Source organism: Lactococcus sp. AK05 (genome assembly GCF_041026685.1).
Lineage (GTDB): Bacteria > Bacillota > Bacilli > Lactobacillales > Streptococcaceae > Lactococcus > Lactococcus lactis.
Genome location: NZ_JBFTEI010000004.1, coordinates 103,486 through 116,955, shown reverse-complemented (window position 1 = coordinate 116,955; position 13,470 = coordinate 103,486). Strand labels below are relative to the sequence as shown.

18 protein-coding genes and 1 tRNA gene are annotated in these 13,470 nt (G+C 35.5%); 16 read left to right on the top strand and 3 right to left on the bottom strand.

What is annotated here, in order from left to right; translation table 11 throughout:
- The first annotated feature begins 37 nt into the window (after positions 1–37).
- The 8 genes from infA to radA all read left to right on the top strand — a co-directional run bounded on the left by infA (position 38) and on the right by radA (position 4,594).
- The gene (gene infA / locus AB6B24_RS09185; protein ID WP_003130554.1) at positions 38–256 is read left to right on the top strand and encodes a translation initiation factor IF-1; all 219 of its coding nucleotides are present in this window, start codon (positions 38–40) and stop codon (positions 254–256) included.
- A gap of 53 nt (positions 257–309) precedes the next feature.
- Positions 310–426 (top strand): 50S ribosomal protein L36, encoded by a 117-nt coding sequence (gene rpmJ, locus AB6B24_RS09180; protein WP_001808836.1) that lies wholly within the window; start codon positions 310–312, stop codon positions 424–426.
- A gap of 17 nt (positions 427–443) precedes the next feature.
- Positions 444–809, top strand: coding sequence for a 30S ribosomal protein S13 (gene rpsM, locus AB6B24_RS09175; RefSeq protein ID WP_003130555.1), 366 nt, complete (start codon positions 444–446; stop codon positions 807–809).
- A 20-nt stretch (positions 810–829) separates the two neighbouring features.
- Positions 830–1,213, top strand: a complete 384-nt coding sequence (gene rpsK, locus AB6B24_RS09170) for a 30S ribosomal protein S11 (protein ID WP_010906297.1) — start codon at positions 830–832, stop codon at positions 1,211–1,213.
- A gap of 47 nt (positions 1,214–1,260) precedes the next feature.
- Positions 1,261–2,199 carry a DNA-directed RNA polymerase subunit alpha gene (locus AB6B24_RS09165; protein ID WP_003130557.1) on the top strand — a complete coding sequence of 313 codons (939 nt, stop codon included), beginning with the start codon at positions 1,261–1,263 and terminating at the stop codon, positions 2,197–2,199.
- An 18-nt stretch (positions 2,200–2,217) separates the two neighbouring features.
- Positions 2,218–2,598 carry a 50S ribosomal protein L17 gene (gene rplQ / locus AB6B24_RS09160; protein ID WP_003130558.1) on the top strand — a complete coding sequence of 127 codons (381 nt, stop codon included), beginning with the start codon at positions 2,218–2,220 and terminating at the stop codon, positions 2,596–2,598.
- A 185-nt stretch (positions 2,599–2,783) separates the two neighbouring features.
- Positions 2,784–2,856, top strand: a tRNA-Thr gene (locus tag AB6B24_RS09155).
- A 376-nt stretch (positions 2,857–3,232) separates the two neighbouring features.
- Positions 3,233–4,594 (top strand): DNA repair protein RadA, encoded by a 1,362-nt coding sequence (radA, locus tag AB6B24_RS09150; RefSeq protein WP_311802868.1) that lies wholly within the window; start codon positions 3,233–3,235, stop codon positions 4,592–4,594.
- 44 nt (positions 4,595–4,638) lie between these two features.
- On the opposite strand, the gene AB6B24_RS09145 is transcribed toward radA, so the two are convergent.
- On the bottom strand, positions 4,639–5,325 hold the full coding sequence (locus tag AB6B24_RS09145) for a YoaK family protein (protein WP_012898598.1): 687 nt from the start codon (positions 5,323–5,325) through the stop codon (positions 4,639–4,641).
- Between the two features lie 230 nt (positions 5,326–5,555).
- Between AB6B24_RS09145 and AB6B24_RS09140 the strand changes: the two genes are divergently transcribed.
- The 5 genes from AB6B24_RS09140 to AB6B24_RS09120 all read left to right on the top strand — a co-directional run bounded on the left by AB6B24_RS09140 (position 5,556) and on the right by AB6B24_RS09120 (position 8,462).
- Positions 5,556–6,641, top strand: coding sequence for a PIN/TRAM domain-containing protein (locus tag AB6B24_RS09140; RefSeq protein WP_021723074.1), 1,086 nt, complete (start codon positions 5,556–5,558; stop codon positions 6,639–6,641).
- A gap of 64 nt (positions 6,642–6,705) precedes the next feature.
- Positions 6,706–7,335 (top strand): pyridoxamine 5'-phosphate oxidase family protein, encoded by a 630-nt coding sequence (locus AB6B24_RS09135; RefSeq protein WP_311805785.1) that lies wholly within the window; start codon positions 6,706–6,708, stop codon positions 7,333–7,335.
- 120 nt (positions 7,336–7,455) lie between these two features.
- Positions 7,456–7,818: a PadR family transcriptional regulator gene (locus AB6B24_RS09130; RefSeq protein ID WP_311805782.1), complete on the top strand. Its 363-nt coding sequence runs from the start codon at positions 7,456–7,458 to the stop codon at positions 7,816–7,818.
- Positions 7,805–8,152, top strand: coding sequence for a DUF1048 domain-containing protein (locus AB6B24_RS09125; RefSeq protein WP_311805780.1), 348 nt, complete (start codon positions 7,805–7,807; stop codon positions 8,150–8,152). The genes AB6B24_RS09130 and AB6B24_RS09125 overlap by 14 nt, the downstream gene beginning before the upstream one ends.
- The gene (locus AB6B24_RS09120; protein WP_311805778.1) at positions 8,139–8,462 is read left to right on the top strand and encodes a DUF1048 domain-containing protein; all 324 of its coding nucleotides are present in this window, start codon (positions 8,139–8,141) and stop codon (positions 8,460–8,462) included. Before AB6B24_RS09125 ends, AB6B24_RS09120 begins: the two co-directional genes overlap by 14 nt.
- Positions 8,463–8,552: 90 nt before the next feature.
- Here the strand turns inward: AB6B24_RS09120 and AB6B24_RS09115 are convergent, their stop codons facing one another.
- Positions 8,553–9,047: a GNAT family N-acetyltransferase gene (locus tag AB6B24_RS09115; RefSeq protein ID WP_012898594.1), complete on the bottom strand. Its 495-nt coding sequence runs from the start codon at positions 9,045–9,047 to the stop codon at positions 8,553–8,555.
- A gap of 196 nt (positions 9,048–9,243) precedes the next feature.
- Here AB6B24_RS09115 and AB6B24_RS09110 point away from each other — a divergent pair, with 196 nt between their 5' ends.
- The 3 genes from AB6B24_RS09110 (at position 9,244) to gltX (ending at position 12,411) form a co-directional block, all read left to right on the top strand.
- Positions 9,244–10,167 (top strand): phosphatase PAP2 family protein, encoded by a 924-nt coding sequence (locus AB6B24_RS09110; protein ID WP_311805774.1) that lies wholly within the window; start codon positions 9,244–9,246, stop codon positions 10,165–10,167.
- Between the two features lie 98 nt (positions 10,168–10,265).
- The gene (locus tag AB6B24_RS09105; RefSeq protein ID WP_311805771.1) at positions 10,266–10,796 is read left to right on the top strand and encodes a cysteine hydrolase family protein; all 531 of its coding nucleotides are present in this window, start codon (positions 10,266–10,268) and stop codon (positions 10,794–10,796) included.
- Positions 10,797–10,959: 163 nt separating this feature from the next.
- Complete coding sequence (gltX, locus tag AB6B24_RS09100) at positions 10,960–12,411, top strand: glutamate--tRNA ligase (protein WP_369164510.1); 1,452 nt, start codon at positions 10,960–10,962, stop codon at positions 12,409–12,411.
- 119 nt (positions 12,412–12,530) lie between these two features.
- Here gltX and AB6B24_RS09095 read toward each other — a convergent pair whose 3' ends face one another.
- A complete protein-coding gene (locus AB6B24_RS09095) occupies positions 12,531–13,373 on the bottom strand; it encodes an amino acid ABC transporter substrate-binding protein (protein ID WP_153242140.1) in 843 nt (280 codons plus the stop codon).
- Positions 13,374–13,470 lie beyond the last annotated feature (97 nt).

Genomic DNA, 13,470 nt, shown 5'->3' with positions numbered 1-13,470 from the left:
TATATCTTTCGGGAAATTTCTAAGGAGGTACTTTTGCTTGGCAAAAGATGATGTAATTGAAGTAGACGGCAAAGTCGTTGACACCATGCCGAATGCGATGTTCACGGTTGAACTCGAAAATGGTCACCAAGTCTTGGCGACGATTTCAGGAAAAATTCGAAAGAATTATATCCGTATCTTGCCTGGAGACAAGGTTCAAGTTGAACTCTCACCATACGATTTGACACGCGGACGAATTACTTACCGATTTAAGTAATCCGGACATTCATTGAGTGCATGATGCACAGTAACCATAGAAAGGAAGACACAATGAAAGTAAGACCATCAGTTAAACCAATCTGCGAATACTGTAAAGTTATTCGTCGTAACGGTCGTGTAATGGTAATTTGCCCTGCCAATCCAAAACACAAACAACGTCAGGGATAGAAAGGAAATAGAAAAATATGGCTCGTTTTGCTGGAGTTGATATTCCAAACGAAAAACGCATTGTTATTTCATTAACATACGTATTCGGTGTTGGACTTCAAACATCTAAAAAAGTACTTGCAGCTGCAGGTGTCTCAGAAGATATCCGTACAAAAGATTTGACATCAGATCAAGAAGATGCAATCCGTCGTGAACTCGATGGCTTGAAACTCGAAGGAGACCTTCGTCGTGAAGTGTCACTTAACATCAAACGTTTGATGGAAATTGGTTCTTACCGTGGTATGCGTCACCGTCGTGGACTTCCTACACGTGGACAAAACACTAAGAACAACGCTCGTACACGTAAAGGTCCTGCTAAATCAATCGCAGGTAAGAAAAAATAATTAAATAGAAAGGAGTTAAAATGGCAAAAATTACACGTAAACGTCGTGTTAAAAAGAATATTGAATCTGGAATTGTTCATATCCAATCAACATTCAACAACACAATCGTTATGATCACAGACGTTCATGGTAACGCCCTTGCTTGGTCATCAGCTGGTGCACTTGGATTTAAAGGTTCTAAAAAATCTACACCTTTCGCCGCTCAAATGGCTTCAGAAGCTGCTGCTAAAGCTGCTCAAGAGCAAGGTTTGAAAACTGTATCTGTTACAGTTAAAGGTCCTGGTTCAGGTCGCGAATCAGCTATCCGCGCACTCGCTGCAGCTGGTCTTAATGTAACATCTATCAGTGATGTGACTCCTGTACCTCACAATGGTGCACGTCCTCCAAAACGTCGTCGTGTATAATTAGTTGCTCTTGTCACTAATCACTTTTCGCTTAGAGGAGAACATACATGATTGAGTTTGAAAAACCAAAAATTACTAAATTTGACGAATCAGAAAATTACGGTAAATTCGTTGTTGAACCACTTGAACGTGGTTATGGTACAACTTTAGGTAACTCTCTGCGTCGCGTCCTTTTGTCATCACTTCCTGGTGCTGCTGTGACTTCAATTCAAATTGAAGGTGTTCAACACGAATTCGCAACAATCCCTGGCGTACGTGAAGATGTCATCCAAATCGTTCTTGCGGTTAAAGGAATTGCCATCAAATCATACGTAGAGTCTGAAAAACAAATCGAACTTGACGTAACTGGTCCTATGGATGTTACTGCTGGTGATATCTTAACTGATAGCGACATTGAAATTGTCAACAAAGACCATTACTTGTTCTCTATTGCTGAAGGTCACTCAATGCGTGCTGTAATGACTGTTAAAAAAGGATACGGCTATGTTCCGGCTGACGAAAATAAAGTCGATGGAGCGCCAATTGGCACAATTGCTGTAGACTCAATTTACACACCAGTAAGTAAAGTAAATTATCAAGTAGAACCTGCCCGTGTTGGTGGAGATTCTAGCTACGATAAATTAACACTTGAAATTACTACAAACGGTACTATCGTTTCTGACGAAGCTTTGTCACTCTCAGCTAAAATCTTGACAGACCACTTGAACTTGTTCGTTGATCTTTCAGAAGTTGCAGCTGAAGCCGAAACACTTGTTGTTAAAGATGAAGTTAAAACAGAACGTGTGCTCGATAAAATTATTGAAGAAATGGACTTCTCAGTTCGTGCTTACAATGGTTTGAAACGCGCAGGTATCAACACTGTTGCTGATATTGTTGAAATGAGCGAAGCTGACATGATTAAAGTCAAAAACCTCGGTCACAAATCAGTAGAAGAAGTCAAAGTTAAATTGACTGAATTGGGACTTTCCCTTAAAAAAAGAAAATAATAATATAGGAGGAAACAAATGAGCAATCGTAAACTCGGACGTACATCTTCACAACGTAAAGCTATGCTTCGTGATTTGACTACAGATTTGATCATCAACGAAACTATCGTTACAACTGAAGCTCGCGCTAAAGAAGTTCGTCGTACAGTAGAAAAAATGATTACGCTTGGTAAAAAAGGTGACCTTTCAGCTCGTCGTGCAGCAGCTGCTTACGTACGTAATGAAATCGCAATTAAAGATTTCAACGAAGAAACTGAAACTTTCCCAACTGCCCTTCAAAAATTATTCAACGACCTTGCTAAACGCTACGAAGGACGTAACGGTGGTTACACTCGTATCCTTAAAGTAGAACCACGTCGTGGTGATGCTGCGCCTATGGCAATCATTGAATTGGTTTAATTGTATTAAATCTTGAAGTAATAATAAAATACTAAATTGAGTGTTATGATGTTGGCGGGGGTTTCTGTGGGTGCATGTGTTGAGTTGTGATTGACTCTCTTTCGCATCAGCCTTGCTTATAGTCTAGCTCTGTCTGATTAGATTAAATTTCTAATCTAGTCAGACCACTCAATTTATTTATTTTAGCCGTTGTAGCTCAGTCGGTAGAGCAGCACCATGGTAAGGTGAAGGTCGACAGTTCGATTCTGTTCAATGGCATATTTTTTACAGTAGATATATTTAAAATGAGAGGTCTTATTTATAAAATAAGATTTTTTAGTTACTAACATAATGGTATAAGAATTAAAGATTAATATTGAAAATAAAGAGTTTTATTTTTGATATAGGCGAATATTAAAGTATAAATTTCTACAATAGTAATAAAGATAGATGAAATGCTTTGCTTTGCTCATCAGGTATGGTCATTGAGAATCAAGAAAAAAAGTTACAATTATTTTTATCTAAGATTCGTGTCAGACACTCTGGAATATGATAAAATAGTAAAAGAATAAAATCCTTGATCAAATAAAACAGCGGATTATCCGCTGTTTTGTTACATTTTAATAAATTTTACGTATGAATAAGTGGAGGGAAAATGGCGAAGAAAAAATCATCATTTGTTTGTCAAAATTGTGGCTATAAGTCTGCAAAATACTTAGGACGTTGTCCAAACTGTGGCGAATGGTCTTCTTTTGTTGAAGAAGTTGAAGTCCAAGAAGTTAAAAATCAACGTGTGTCAATGACTGGCGAACGTTCAAAACCATTGAAGCTAGATGAAGTTGAATTATTTGATACTCCTCGGATTGAAACTGACTTAGATGAATTTAATCGTGTATTAGGAGGAGGTGTTGTTCCTGGTTCATTAGTTCTGATTGGGGGAGACCCTGGGATAGGTAAATCAACCTTACTTTTACAAGTTTCTACCCAATTGGCTTCTAGAGGTCGTGTGCTTTATGTGAGTGGTGAAGAATCAGCCCAACAAATTAAACTAAGAGCCGAACGTTTAGGAGATATTGACCGAGATTTCTATCTCTATGCTGAAACAAATATGCAGTCGATTCGTGCAGAAGTTGAGCGTTTAAAACCTAACTTTTTAATTATTGATTCCATTCAAACAATTATGACACCAGAAATTCAATCAACTCAAGGCTCTGTAAGTCAAGTTCGTGAAGTGACTGGAGAATTGATGCAAATTGCTAAAACGAATGATATTGCGACCTTTATTGTTGGCCATGTGACTAAAGAAGGACAGCTGGCCGGGCCAAGGATGTTGGAGCACATGGTTGATACGGTGCTGTATTTTGAAGGGGAGCGAAATAATACATTTAGAATTCTTCGTGCTGTAAAAAACCGTTTTGGTTCAACTAATGAAATTGGAATTTTTGAGATGCAGGGCCATGGCTTGGTCGAAGTGACTAATCCCTCAGAGGTCTTTTTAGAAGAACGCTTAGAGGGCTCAACTGGATCTGCAATTGTTTGTGCCCTTGAGGGAACACGGCCCATATTAGTTGAAATACAAGCACTGACGACACCGACAATGTTTGGAAATGCTAAAAGGACGACCTCAGGCCTAGATTTTAACCGTGTAAGTTTAATTATGGCGGTGCTCGAGAAGAGAACGGGGCTTTTGATGCAAAATCAAGATGCCTACCTCAAATCTGCAGGGGGGGTAAAATTGGATGAGCCGGCCATTGACCTCGCGGTTGCGGTTGCTGTGGCTTCAAGTTATAAAGAACTTCCAACAGACGCGCGTGAATGTTTTATTGGTGAAATTGGTTTAACAGGTGAAATTCGCCGGGTGACCCGAATTGAACAAAGATTGAATGAAGCTGCAAAACTAGGATTTAAAAAAGTATATGCTCCTAAAAATTCAATTGTAGGGATTGATATTCCTGAACAGATTCAAGTGATTGGAGTGACAACTTTAACTGAATGTTTAAAACTAGTCTTTGACTAATATAAAAATAAGGCTATTTCGTTAATGAAAATAGCCTTTGCTTTTTATGAATGACTTATCTTATAAGAATAATAAGCTAATAGAATTAATAGACTAGAGCCGATTAATGTAAAATCACCTAACCATAAACTTAAAAGAGAGGAAATAAAGGCTCCCACAACAAATGATAAAGCAAGAGATAAGAAGATGAGTGAATTTTTTAAGTCCTTAGTGTTTTTAGAAACTAAATATTGTCCTAGATTTGTTCCAAAAGCTTTGATATTACCTGTGGACATGATATTAGCATAAGGAAGTCCTCTGACTCGAGTAAAGGTATCACCTTGAATAACCATAAAAAAGGAGAGAATTCCAACAAAAAGTGAGGCTGATAAATGTAAAAAAGTAGCGAAGGCGAGAGAAATAAGTAAAATACCAATCATTTGTATGAAGAGAAGGGATTCAATTTCACTTTGATTATTTTGGGTTTTATATTTGGTGAATAAGGTCTTGAAAAGTGCACCTAGTGCAAAAAATAAAATTGGAATAATAAATTGAAAAGCTTTCTCTAGATTTCCATGGGCTAAATTAATTCCAGTTTGAATCAAATTCCCAGTTTGGAGACTAGCGAAACGGCCGTCAAAATGAAAAAAGGTAAAGGCATCAACAAAGCCTGTATTCATGGCAAGTAATAGAGCAACAAGTAAACTTTCTTTAGAATGGACTGCGGATTTAAGCATAATTTTTTCCTTCATAATCTGTAAAAGATAAGGTCATTATAGCACAATGATCATCTAATGTACTCTATTTAAAATAAAAAATTAAATGATCGCTAATGAGGGATATAAGTTATAAAATAATAAATATAGCATGAGAAATTAAATAGATTTCTTGTGTTTGGATAAGCAATATTAAAGGAGCGTGTGGTATAATTGACACAGGGCTTTCTTGTAAGCCTATCCATTTTCTAAAAGGAGGAAAAGATATGCGTCGTTGGATTATTCATCTTGTTATGACTGTCATCGGAGCATCGCTAGGTGTTGCTGTTGTACCATCAATTTTAAAGGTATTTGGTTGGGACACAGGGATTTTGCAGAACGAAGCTGTTGACGGTGTGATTGGTGCAATTATTTTTATTATTCTTTCATTTATATTTGCCGGTTCAATGCTTAATGGGTTGAAAAAAATAGATTCTAGAATTTCCAAAATGAATATGTCAAAAATGGTCTTCAATATTATTGGGATTGTTCTTGGTCTTCTCGTTGGGGTTATTGGAAGTATTCCATTAAGATTTTTAAATGTTCCTATTTTAAGTAATATCATTTCATTCATACTTGTTTTGGTGATGATTTATTTGGGATATGTTTTGTTTGATCGACGAGGAGACGAAATTGCTCGAGTGCTTTTTCGTAAGCGCCGTGAAGCAATGGCAACTGAACCAGCAGAAGTTGCTGAGGAAGTTGTCAGTGAATCTAAGAGTGATAATAGTATTTTATTGGATACAAGTTCAATCATTGATGGCCGGATTTTAGATGTAATTAAAACAGGGTTCATTTCAGATAAAATTATTGTTCCTAATTTTGTGATTTTAGAATTACAATTAATTTCTGATAGTTCAGACCCACTGAAAAGGGCTAAAGGACGTCGGGGCTTGGATTTGGTTAATGAATTGACTAAATTTGATCAAGTTGAAATTTCTCAAGTTGATTTTCCAGATGTTCGAGAAGTTGATACTAAACTTCTTAAATATGCAAGTTCTACTGGCTCAAAATTAGTGACGAATGATTTTAATCTTAATAAAGTTGCTGAAATTCAGGGTGTTCAAGTTCTTAACATTAATGACCTTGCTAATGCTGTGAAAACACAACTTGTTGTGGGTGAACATATTAACGTACAAATTATTCGTGCTGGTTCTGAACGTCAACAAGGTGTGGCTTATTTACCAGATGGAACAATGATTGTCATTGAAGATACTGCAAAATTGATTGATAAAACAGTTACTGTTGAAGTTGCTAAGGTGCTACAAACAAGTGCTGGTCGAATGATTTTTGCTGATTTAGTAAAAAAATAAAGAAGAAAACCGATAATTTATCGGTTTTTATCTTAAATGAATTTTGAGTATTTAGGAGTTTAATATGTATTTAAAACGTTTTATTCAATTGTTTGTAGTTTTTTTAATTTCTCTAGCTGTTTTTGCCTTGATATTAGAAATGAATTTTGGAAATTATTGGTTAAGATTTGTTTTAGGACTTATCATTGCTTATGTTTTTCTTACTTTACCACTTGTTCTCTTAACAATTTTTAAAACTAATAAAAAGGCTAATGTTGTTGGTACGAATGCTGTAGAAAATGAACTTGCTTATCTTTTAAAAGACTTTCCAGGCTACCTTGCTTTAAGTGTGACTGATGAAAATTCAAAGAGTTCAACAACGATTATGAGTTTTATTCAAGCTCAAAAAGCGGAAAATATTTTCTACATGGTTGCGGATAAAAACGCTTCAAAGATTAGTGATCTAAAAAGAAATTCACAAGTGAGTTTTACGACTTGGTTTGATAAGTTGGAAAAAGGAGGGCGCTTGTCTTCAAATCGGGTTCACGCAGAAATCTTAGAAGAGGCTAAAGCTCAAGAAATTGTGAAAAAAGAAGAATTAATCCTATCTCTTCATGAAAATGCGGAGAATATGTCAATTATTGCTTTAAGGATTGAATCGGTCCTTTATGAAAATTTTAAAGGTCAAACTAAAGTTATTAATTTTGAAAAATAATTTATTAAAACTGCTTTCTAGCAGTTTTTTTATTTTAATAAAAGTGGGAAATATTGACATTTTAGCTATATTGTATTACTATATAGATGTAGTTAGTATTACTAAATAGCGGAGGAAAAAATGAATCAAATTACAGAAATGTTGAAAGGAGTTCTTGAGGGTTGTGTTTTAGAAATCATTGGTCAAGGGGAAACTTATGGTTATGAAATTACTCAAAAACTGCGAGAACTTGGTTTTGAAGATGTTGTAGAAGGAACGGTATATACGATTACGATGCGTCTTGAAAAGAAAGGGTATGTTGAGATTAGAAAAAAGCCTTCAAAACTTGGACCCGCTCGAAAATGGTATTGTTTAAATGAGGCAGGGCAAATTGAGCGAGGAAATTTTTGGAAAAAATGGGCTTTTATTTCAGAAAAATTGGAGTTTTTACGTCATCAAAATTTATTGAGTGAGCAGAAGGGAGAAAATCATGGCGGAGCATAGAAATATTGTTGATAGAATGATTGGTCTTGAAGAAAAAAGAGAATTTCGCGAATTTGAAAATCGTGCTCAGAAACTTGGAGAGAATTATTATGAAGATTATAAGGAATTAAAAAAATATATATGGCACTCTGGGATAACGAAATGGGCAGATTTCAAATTTATTTTTGGACAAGTTCTTGATTTACTTGAAGAAGCTAAAATCCAAGACAAAGAATTGACTGATTTAATTGGTCCAGATGTTGCGACGTTTATTGATGAGATGGTGGATGATAATAGTTGGGAAAAAAAGCAAAAAAATAAACTTAATAAGGAGCTGAAAAATGGTTTTAGATAAAATTAGTGACCTTCTTGCTGAAAAAAAAGACTGGCAAGCCATGCAAAATCGAGCTAAAAAATTACCTAAAGATTTTTATCAGGCTTATCGTTCAATTCAAAAATATATGTTCAAAATGGGGGCAACAGATTGGCATATTTTTAATGATATTATTGAATTATTTGAACTGGCAGTAGTTGATGGAAGAAGCCCAGCAGAGGTTCTGGGCGATGATGTTACAACTTTTGCTGATGAATTATTAAGTGATAATAAAGAGGATTGGCGAAATAAATATCGTCAAGATTTGAATGATTATTTTGCTCAAAAGTAATAAATAGATTTTATTGATAAGTCTGTCAGTAAAATTGAGAATTTATCAATAAAAAAAGTTACTGACAGGTTTGTTAGTAACTTTTGTTTTTTAAAATTCCATGACCATATTGTACCAAGTTTCTCCACCGAATTTTGACTCGGAAAGTCCTTCGTCAGTAAAGCCGTGTTTTTCATAATAGGGAACTAAATAATCATGGCAAGTAAGACTGATTCCCAAACGTTTTTTCGATTTGGCTTCTTTTTCAAGTAAAAGGAGTAAGTTTGTCGCAATTCCTAAGCCTTGATAATCAGGGTCAACGGTTAAACTGATGATTTTTTGGAAACCCCCTGTTTTGGGATTGGCTTCGGTACGTTCAAAAGATTCATCATCTAAGTAACGACCTTCTGTAACAGGACCAGAAACGTAACCTACGACAGTTCCTTCACTATTTCTTGCTGCGATAAAGCTATCAGGAATTAAGTTAATTCTTTCGATCATTGACTCTACAGAGAGGGCTTCATTTTCTGAGAAAGTAGCTCTTTCAATACGGATGACATCATCTATATCATTTGGCATAATTTGAGTATAAGTAATTTCATTCATACAATTAATTCTAACATAGACTAAGAAGAAAGAAAATCCAAAACCATTATTTGTCATTAAAAGATTATATAATCCATGGTTTTATATAAAAAGATGAGGTTAACAAAGGGTTTACTAGAAATTTACCAAGGGTTTACATTAGAGTTTTTATAATGGGATAAAATGAAAGGGTAGTAATCAAACCAATGGAGGTTTTATGAACACAAGCGGAAAAAAATTCCTAGGAATTTTATTTGGAATTTCAGCTCTTTTATTAATTATTGCGTCTTTGGGGGATTTGCAAATTTCTAAAATGGTTATGGATCAAAATTCAATTTTGGGTAATCTTTTTCAGATATTTGGAATGTTTCCGTCAGCGCTTATCCCTTTTATTTCAGCGGAAATTATCTTCATTTATGGTCTAAGGCAAGATAATCAACTGACAAAATGGATTTTAGCGATTTCTGGACTTGGCTTTGCTTATTGGTCAGCATGGGGCTGGGTTGATGGCTGGATGTTTTACGGTGTGACCACACTTCATAACATCAAAAATCATCAACCACTGGGTGCGGCAAATAACAGCATTGGAGCCACAGCGACTTATTCTTTCGGACTTGAAGCACTTTTTACATTTATTATCCTGGTCATCGGGACATTTTTGATTTATAGATGGCTGAGCAAGAAAACTTACGAAGAATTAAGTCAATTGATTATTGTGGCGATTGCTGGGATTGCCGTCGGTTATGTCAGCAACTCAATTGTCAATACGATGAAAGTTAACTGGGGGCGTTTTCGCCCTTATGAGGTTAAGGAAATTGTTTCCTCTACCAAAGGAACGTTCACTAATTGGTGGCATTTGAACGGTCAAACAGGTCATCAATCATTCCCGTCAGGTCATACAATCGCAGCGGCTGCAGCACTCTTTTTACCATTTTTTGCTGACAGAAAAAATCTTAAAGGCCAAAAGATTTTGGCTTACAGCGGATTTGTTTTCACACTTTTAATGATGGCTGCTCGGGTCCGAATTGGTGCACATTTCTTATCGGATACCACGATGTCATTAATTATCGCGTCTTTAGTTACTTTTGTTGCCACAAAGGCAATTGGTTATTCATTTATTGAGGAAGAGTCTCTCAACTAGAAAATTATAAAAGATTACTACAAAAATAACATTCTTTGGGGTGTTATTTTGATTTTGGTTGTAAATTCTTTGTTTTCTGGAGAGATTGTCTTATACTAATGCTAAGAAAATCAATTTTTGAAAGGAATAAAAAGATGAAAACAAGTGATGCTTTGATTGTAATTGATATGCAAAATGAGGTATGTGCGGGGATTTATCGGCGAGAAGAATTAATTGAGCAAATTAATCAACGAATTCTTACTTATCGAAAGGCTAAAAAACCGATTATTTTTATCCAGCATAATGATGATGAACTGATAAAAGAAAGTTTTGGTTGGCAAATGATTCCAGAATTGCTGACAGCATCTACTGACAAGTATGTTGAAAAAACGCATGCCAATGGTTTCTATCAAACGGAACTGCAAAAATTACTGACAGACTTGTCAGTAAAATCGATTGAATTTTGCGGTGCTCAAACTGAATTTTGTGTTAACACAACGCTTGTTTTTGCTCATGGTCTGGGCTATCAAAATTGGATGCAAAGAGGGGCAAGTTCAACTTTTGATAGTAAATGGCTGTCAGCAAAAGAAATCGTTGATTTTTATGAAAACCATCTTTGGGATGAACGATTTCTTCAATTCTTAGATTAAATTTGTCAATGATAGATTACAAATGAATTTTAGGTCGGCATGCTTTCTTAATTTGTGGTAAAATAGAGGTGATTGTTAGAGTAGTTTAGGCTATTTAAAACCAAGAACGATTCATTTCTTACAGAAAAGAAGTGAACGAATTAATGAGGAGAATTGGATTAATATGAATAAAAAAATCCGCGTCCGTTACGCACCATCACCAACAGGACTTTTGCATATCGGGAATGCTCGTACAGCCCTTTTTAACTATCTTTTTGCCCGTCATCACGGGGGAGATTTTATCATCCGTATTGAAGATACAGACCGTGAACGTCACGTAGAAGATGGTGAGCGTTCACAACTTGAAAACCTTCGTTGGTTGGGAATGGATTGGGATGAAAGTCCTGAAACACATGAAAACTACCGTCAATCAGAACGTTTGCCTTTATATCAAAAATATATTGACCAATTGTTGACTGAAGGAAAAGCTTATTATTCTTATAAAACGCCAGAAGAACTTGAAGCTGACCATGCGAAACAAGAAGCGGCAGGAATTGCTCCACACTATATTAACGAATATGCTGGCATGAGCGATGACGAAAAAGCAGCTTATATCGCGGAGCGCAAAGCGCAAAATATTGAACCAGTTGTTCGTATTTCTGTTGATGAAAAAGCAATTTATAAATGGAATGATATTGTTAAAGGCGACATTGAATTTGAAGGTAAAAACATCGGTGGAGATTGGGTAATCCAAAAACGTGATGGTTACCCAACTTACAATTTTGCTGTTGTTGTTGATGACCATGATATGCAAATCTCACATGTTATCCGTGGAGATGACCATATTGCCAATACACCAAAACAATTAGTTGTTTACGATGCTTTGGGGTGGGAAGCACCACAATTTGGTCACATGACTTTGATTATTAATTCTGAAACTGGGAAAAAATTATCAAAACGTGACACAAATACACTTCAGTTTATTGAAGACTACCGTAAAAAAGGTTACATGTCTGATGCCATTTTCAACTTTATTGCACTTTTGGGCTGGAATCCTGGCGGAGAAAAAGAAATTTTCTCTCGTGAAGAATTAATTGAACTTTTTGATGAACATCGTTTGTCTAAATCACCAGCAGCCTTTGACCAAAAGAAATTGGACTGGTTGGATAATGAATACATCAAAAATGCTGATTTTGCTAAAGTATTTGAATTGACAAAACCATTCCTTGTTGCTGCTAATCGCTTTGATGAACGTGCTGATGAACTGGTTAAACTTTATCAACCACAAATGAAATCAGCAGATGAAATTGTTGAATTAACAGACCTTTTCTATGGAGATTTCCCAGAATTGACTGATGAAGCTCGTGAAATGTTGGCTGCTGAAACAACACCATTAGCTTTGAGTACTTTCCGTGCAAAATTGGCTGAGCTTCCTGAAAATGATTTTACAGTGGAAAATATTTTCCCACTCTTTAAAGCGACTCAAAAAGAAACTGGCGTAAAAGGTAAAATGCTTTGGATGCCAATTCGTATTGCAGCTTCAGGTTCAATGCATGGTCCAGAATTACCAGAAACAATTGCACTTCTTGGAAAAGAAAAAGTATTGGCTCATTTGGACGCTGCTTTAAATAAATAAATTAATCAAAAAATTACTGACAGAAAAAAGCTTAGCTTTTGAGTATTCTGTCAGTAATTTTTATTTATAAAAAGATTGCTGTCAGTAAAATAAAAACTCGTCATTGACGAGTTTTTTAATTATTTGAATTGGTCAGCAGCTGGAATATGGCTGTCATGGAAATATTGTTCTGACAGTTTTTTAAGTGTGCCGTTGTCATAAAGTTTTTTGAGTTCAACATTCAAATCTTTTTGCAATTTGCTTTGGCTGTTATCAAGGATAAAGTAATCATAAGTTTTAAATTCTGGTTGTTTATCCAAGTCTGTTGGAACAGTATCCACTAAACCTGTGATTGCATGTTCTTTAATCAAATTTTCTGCGGGTGCTTTAGAAGCAAATAAGAAATCAATTTGTCCACTAGAAATGGCAGATAGTCGGTCAGCTAAAGGACGTTGGCTGTATTTAACATTAATTTTTTTGTCTGGATGATTTTTGTTCCAGCTTTCAAACATATCACCATAGTTGGTTCCAGCAGGAATTTCTGTCGTTTTACCAGCAAGTTGAGAGATTTTTGTGATATTTTCTTTAGATGTTGAGAAAATTGCATCAATTCCTTGGCGAACAGGATAGCTAAAGAGATATTTTTCAGAACGTGCTTTTGTCTTACCAAAATTATTTGCCGCAATTTGTGCACGACCACCGTCTAAAGCAGCTAAAATCGCACTATCTTCATAGACTTTAAAGTCGAATTTATAATCCTTCATGTCTTTGTCAGCAGCTTTTAAAATATCATATTCAAACCCCGTCATTTTGCCATTTTCGCTGTATTCATAAGGGACAGAAGCGGCAGAAGTTGCAACAGTTACGGTTGTTACTTTATCTGTTGATTTAGAAGATGAGTTATCTTTTGACGAGCAAGCAGTAAGTAAGCCAATTGAGGCAATTCCAACTGTTGCAAGAGTCAACAATTTTATTTTTTTCATATCAATTTCTCCTCAGAAATTTTGTCAGCTCAGTTTTTATTTTAAATTTGGAAGTTGGTTACGAGTGAGCTGACTTTTAATATAGACATAATATTAA

What these genes read in the sequence shown, in the direction of transcription:
- rpmJ (WP_001808836.1), top strand. Translation starts at nt 310, where the DNA reads ATGAAAGTAAGACCATCAGTTAAACCAATCTGCGAATACTGTAAAGTT.
- rpsM (WP_003130555.1), top strand. Translation starts at nt 444, where the DNA reads ATGGCTCGTTTTGCTGGAGTTGATATTCCAAACGAAAAACGCATTGTT.
- rpsK (WP_010906297.1), top strand. Translation starts at nt 830, where the DNA reads ATGGCAAAAATTACACGTAAACGTCGTGTTAAAAAGAATATTGAATCT.
- AB6B24_RS09165 (WP_003130557.1), top strand. Translation starts at nt 1,261, where the DNA reads ATGATTGAGTTTGAAAAACCAAAAATTACTAAATTTGACGAATCAGAA.
- rplQ (WP_003130558.1), top strand. Translation starts at nt 2,218, where the DNA reads ATGAGCAATCGTAAACTCGGACGTACATCTTCACAACGTAAAGCTATG.
- radA (WP_311802868.1), top strand. Translation starts at nt 3,233, where the DNA reads ATGGCGAAGAAAAAATCATCATTTGTTTGTCAAAATTGTGGCTATAAG.
- AB6B24_RS09145 (WP_012898598.1), bottom strand. Translation starts at nt 5,325, where the DNA reads ATGAAGGAAAAAATTATGCTTAAATCCGCAGTCCATTCTAAAGAAAGT.
- AB6B24_RS09140 (WP_021723074.1), top strand. Translation starts at nt 5,556, where the DNA reads ATGCGTCGTTGGATTATTCATCTTGTTATGACTGTCATCGGAGCATCG.
- AB6B24_RS09135 (WP_311805785.1), top strand. Translation starts at nt 6,706, where the DNA reads ATGTATTTAAAACGTTTTATTCAATTGTTTGTAGTTTTTTTAATTTCT.
- AB6B24_RS09130 (WP_311805782.1), top strand. Translation starts at nt 7,456, where the DNA reads ATGAATCAAATTACAGAAATGTTGAAAGGAGTTCTTGAGGGTTGTGTT.
- AB6B24_RS09125 (WP_311805780.1), top strand. Translation starts at nt 7,805, where the DNA reads ATGGCGGAGCATAGAAATATTGTTGATAGAATGATTGGTCTTGAAGAA.
- AB6B24_RS09120 (WP_311805778.1), top strand. Translation starts at nt 8,139, where the DNA reads ATGGTTTTAGATAAAATTAGTGACCTTCTTGCTGAAAAAAAAGACTGG.
- AB6B24_RS09115 (WP_012898594.1), bottom strand. Translation starts at nt 9,047, where the DNA reads ATGAATGAAATTACTTATACTCAAATTATGCCAAATGATATAGATGAT.
- AB6B24_RS09110 (WP_311805774.1), top strand. Translation starts at nt 9,244, where the DNA reads ATGAACACAAGCGGAAAAAAATTCCTAGGAATTTTATTTGGAATTTCA.
- AB6B24_RS09105 (WP_311805771.1), top strand. Translation starts at nt 10,266, where the DNA reads ATGCTAAGAAAATCAATTTTTGAAAGGAATAAAAAGATGAAAACAAGT.
- gltX (WP_369164510.1), top strand. Translation starts at nt 10,960, where the DNA reads ATGAATAAAAAAATCCGCGTCCGTTACGCACCATCACCAACAGGACTT.
- AB6B24_RS09095 (WP_153242140.1), bottom strand. Translation starts at nt 13,373, where the DNA reads ATGAAAAAAATAAAATTGTTGACTCTTGCAACAGTTGGAATTGCCTCA.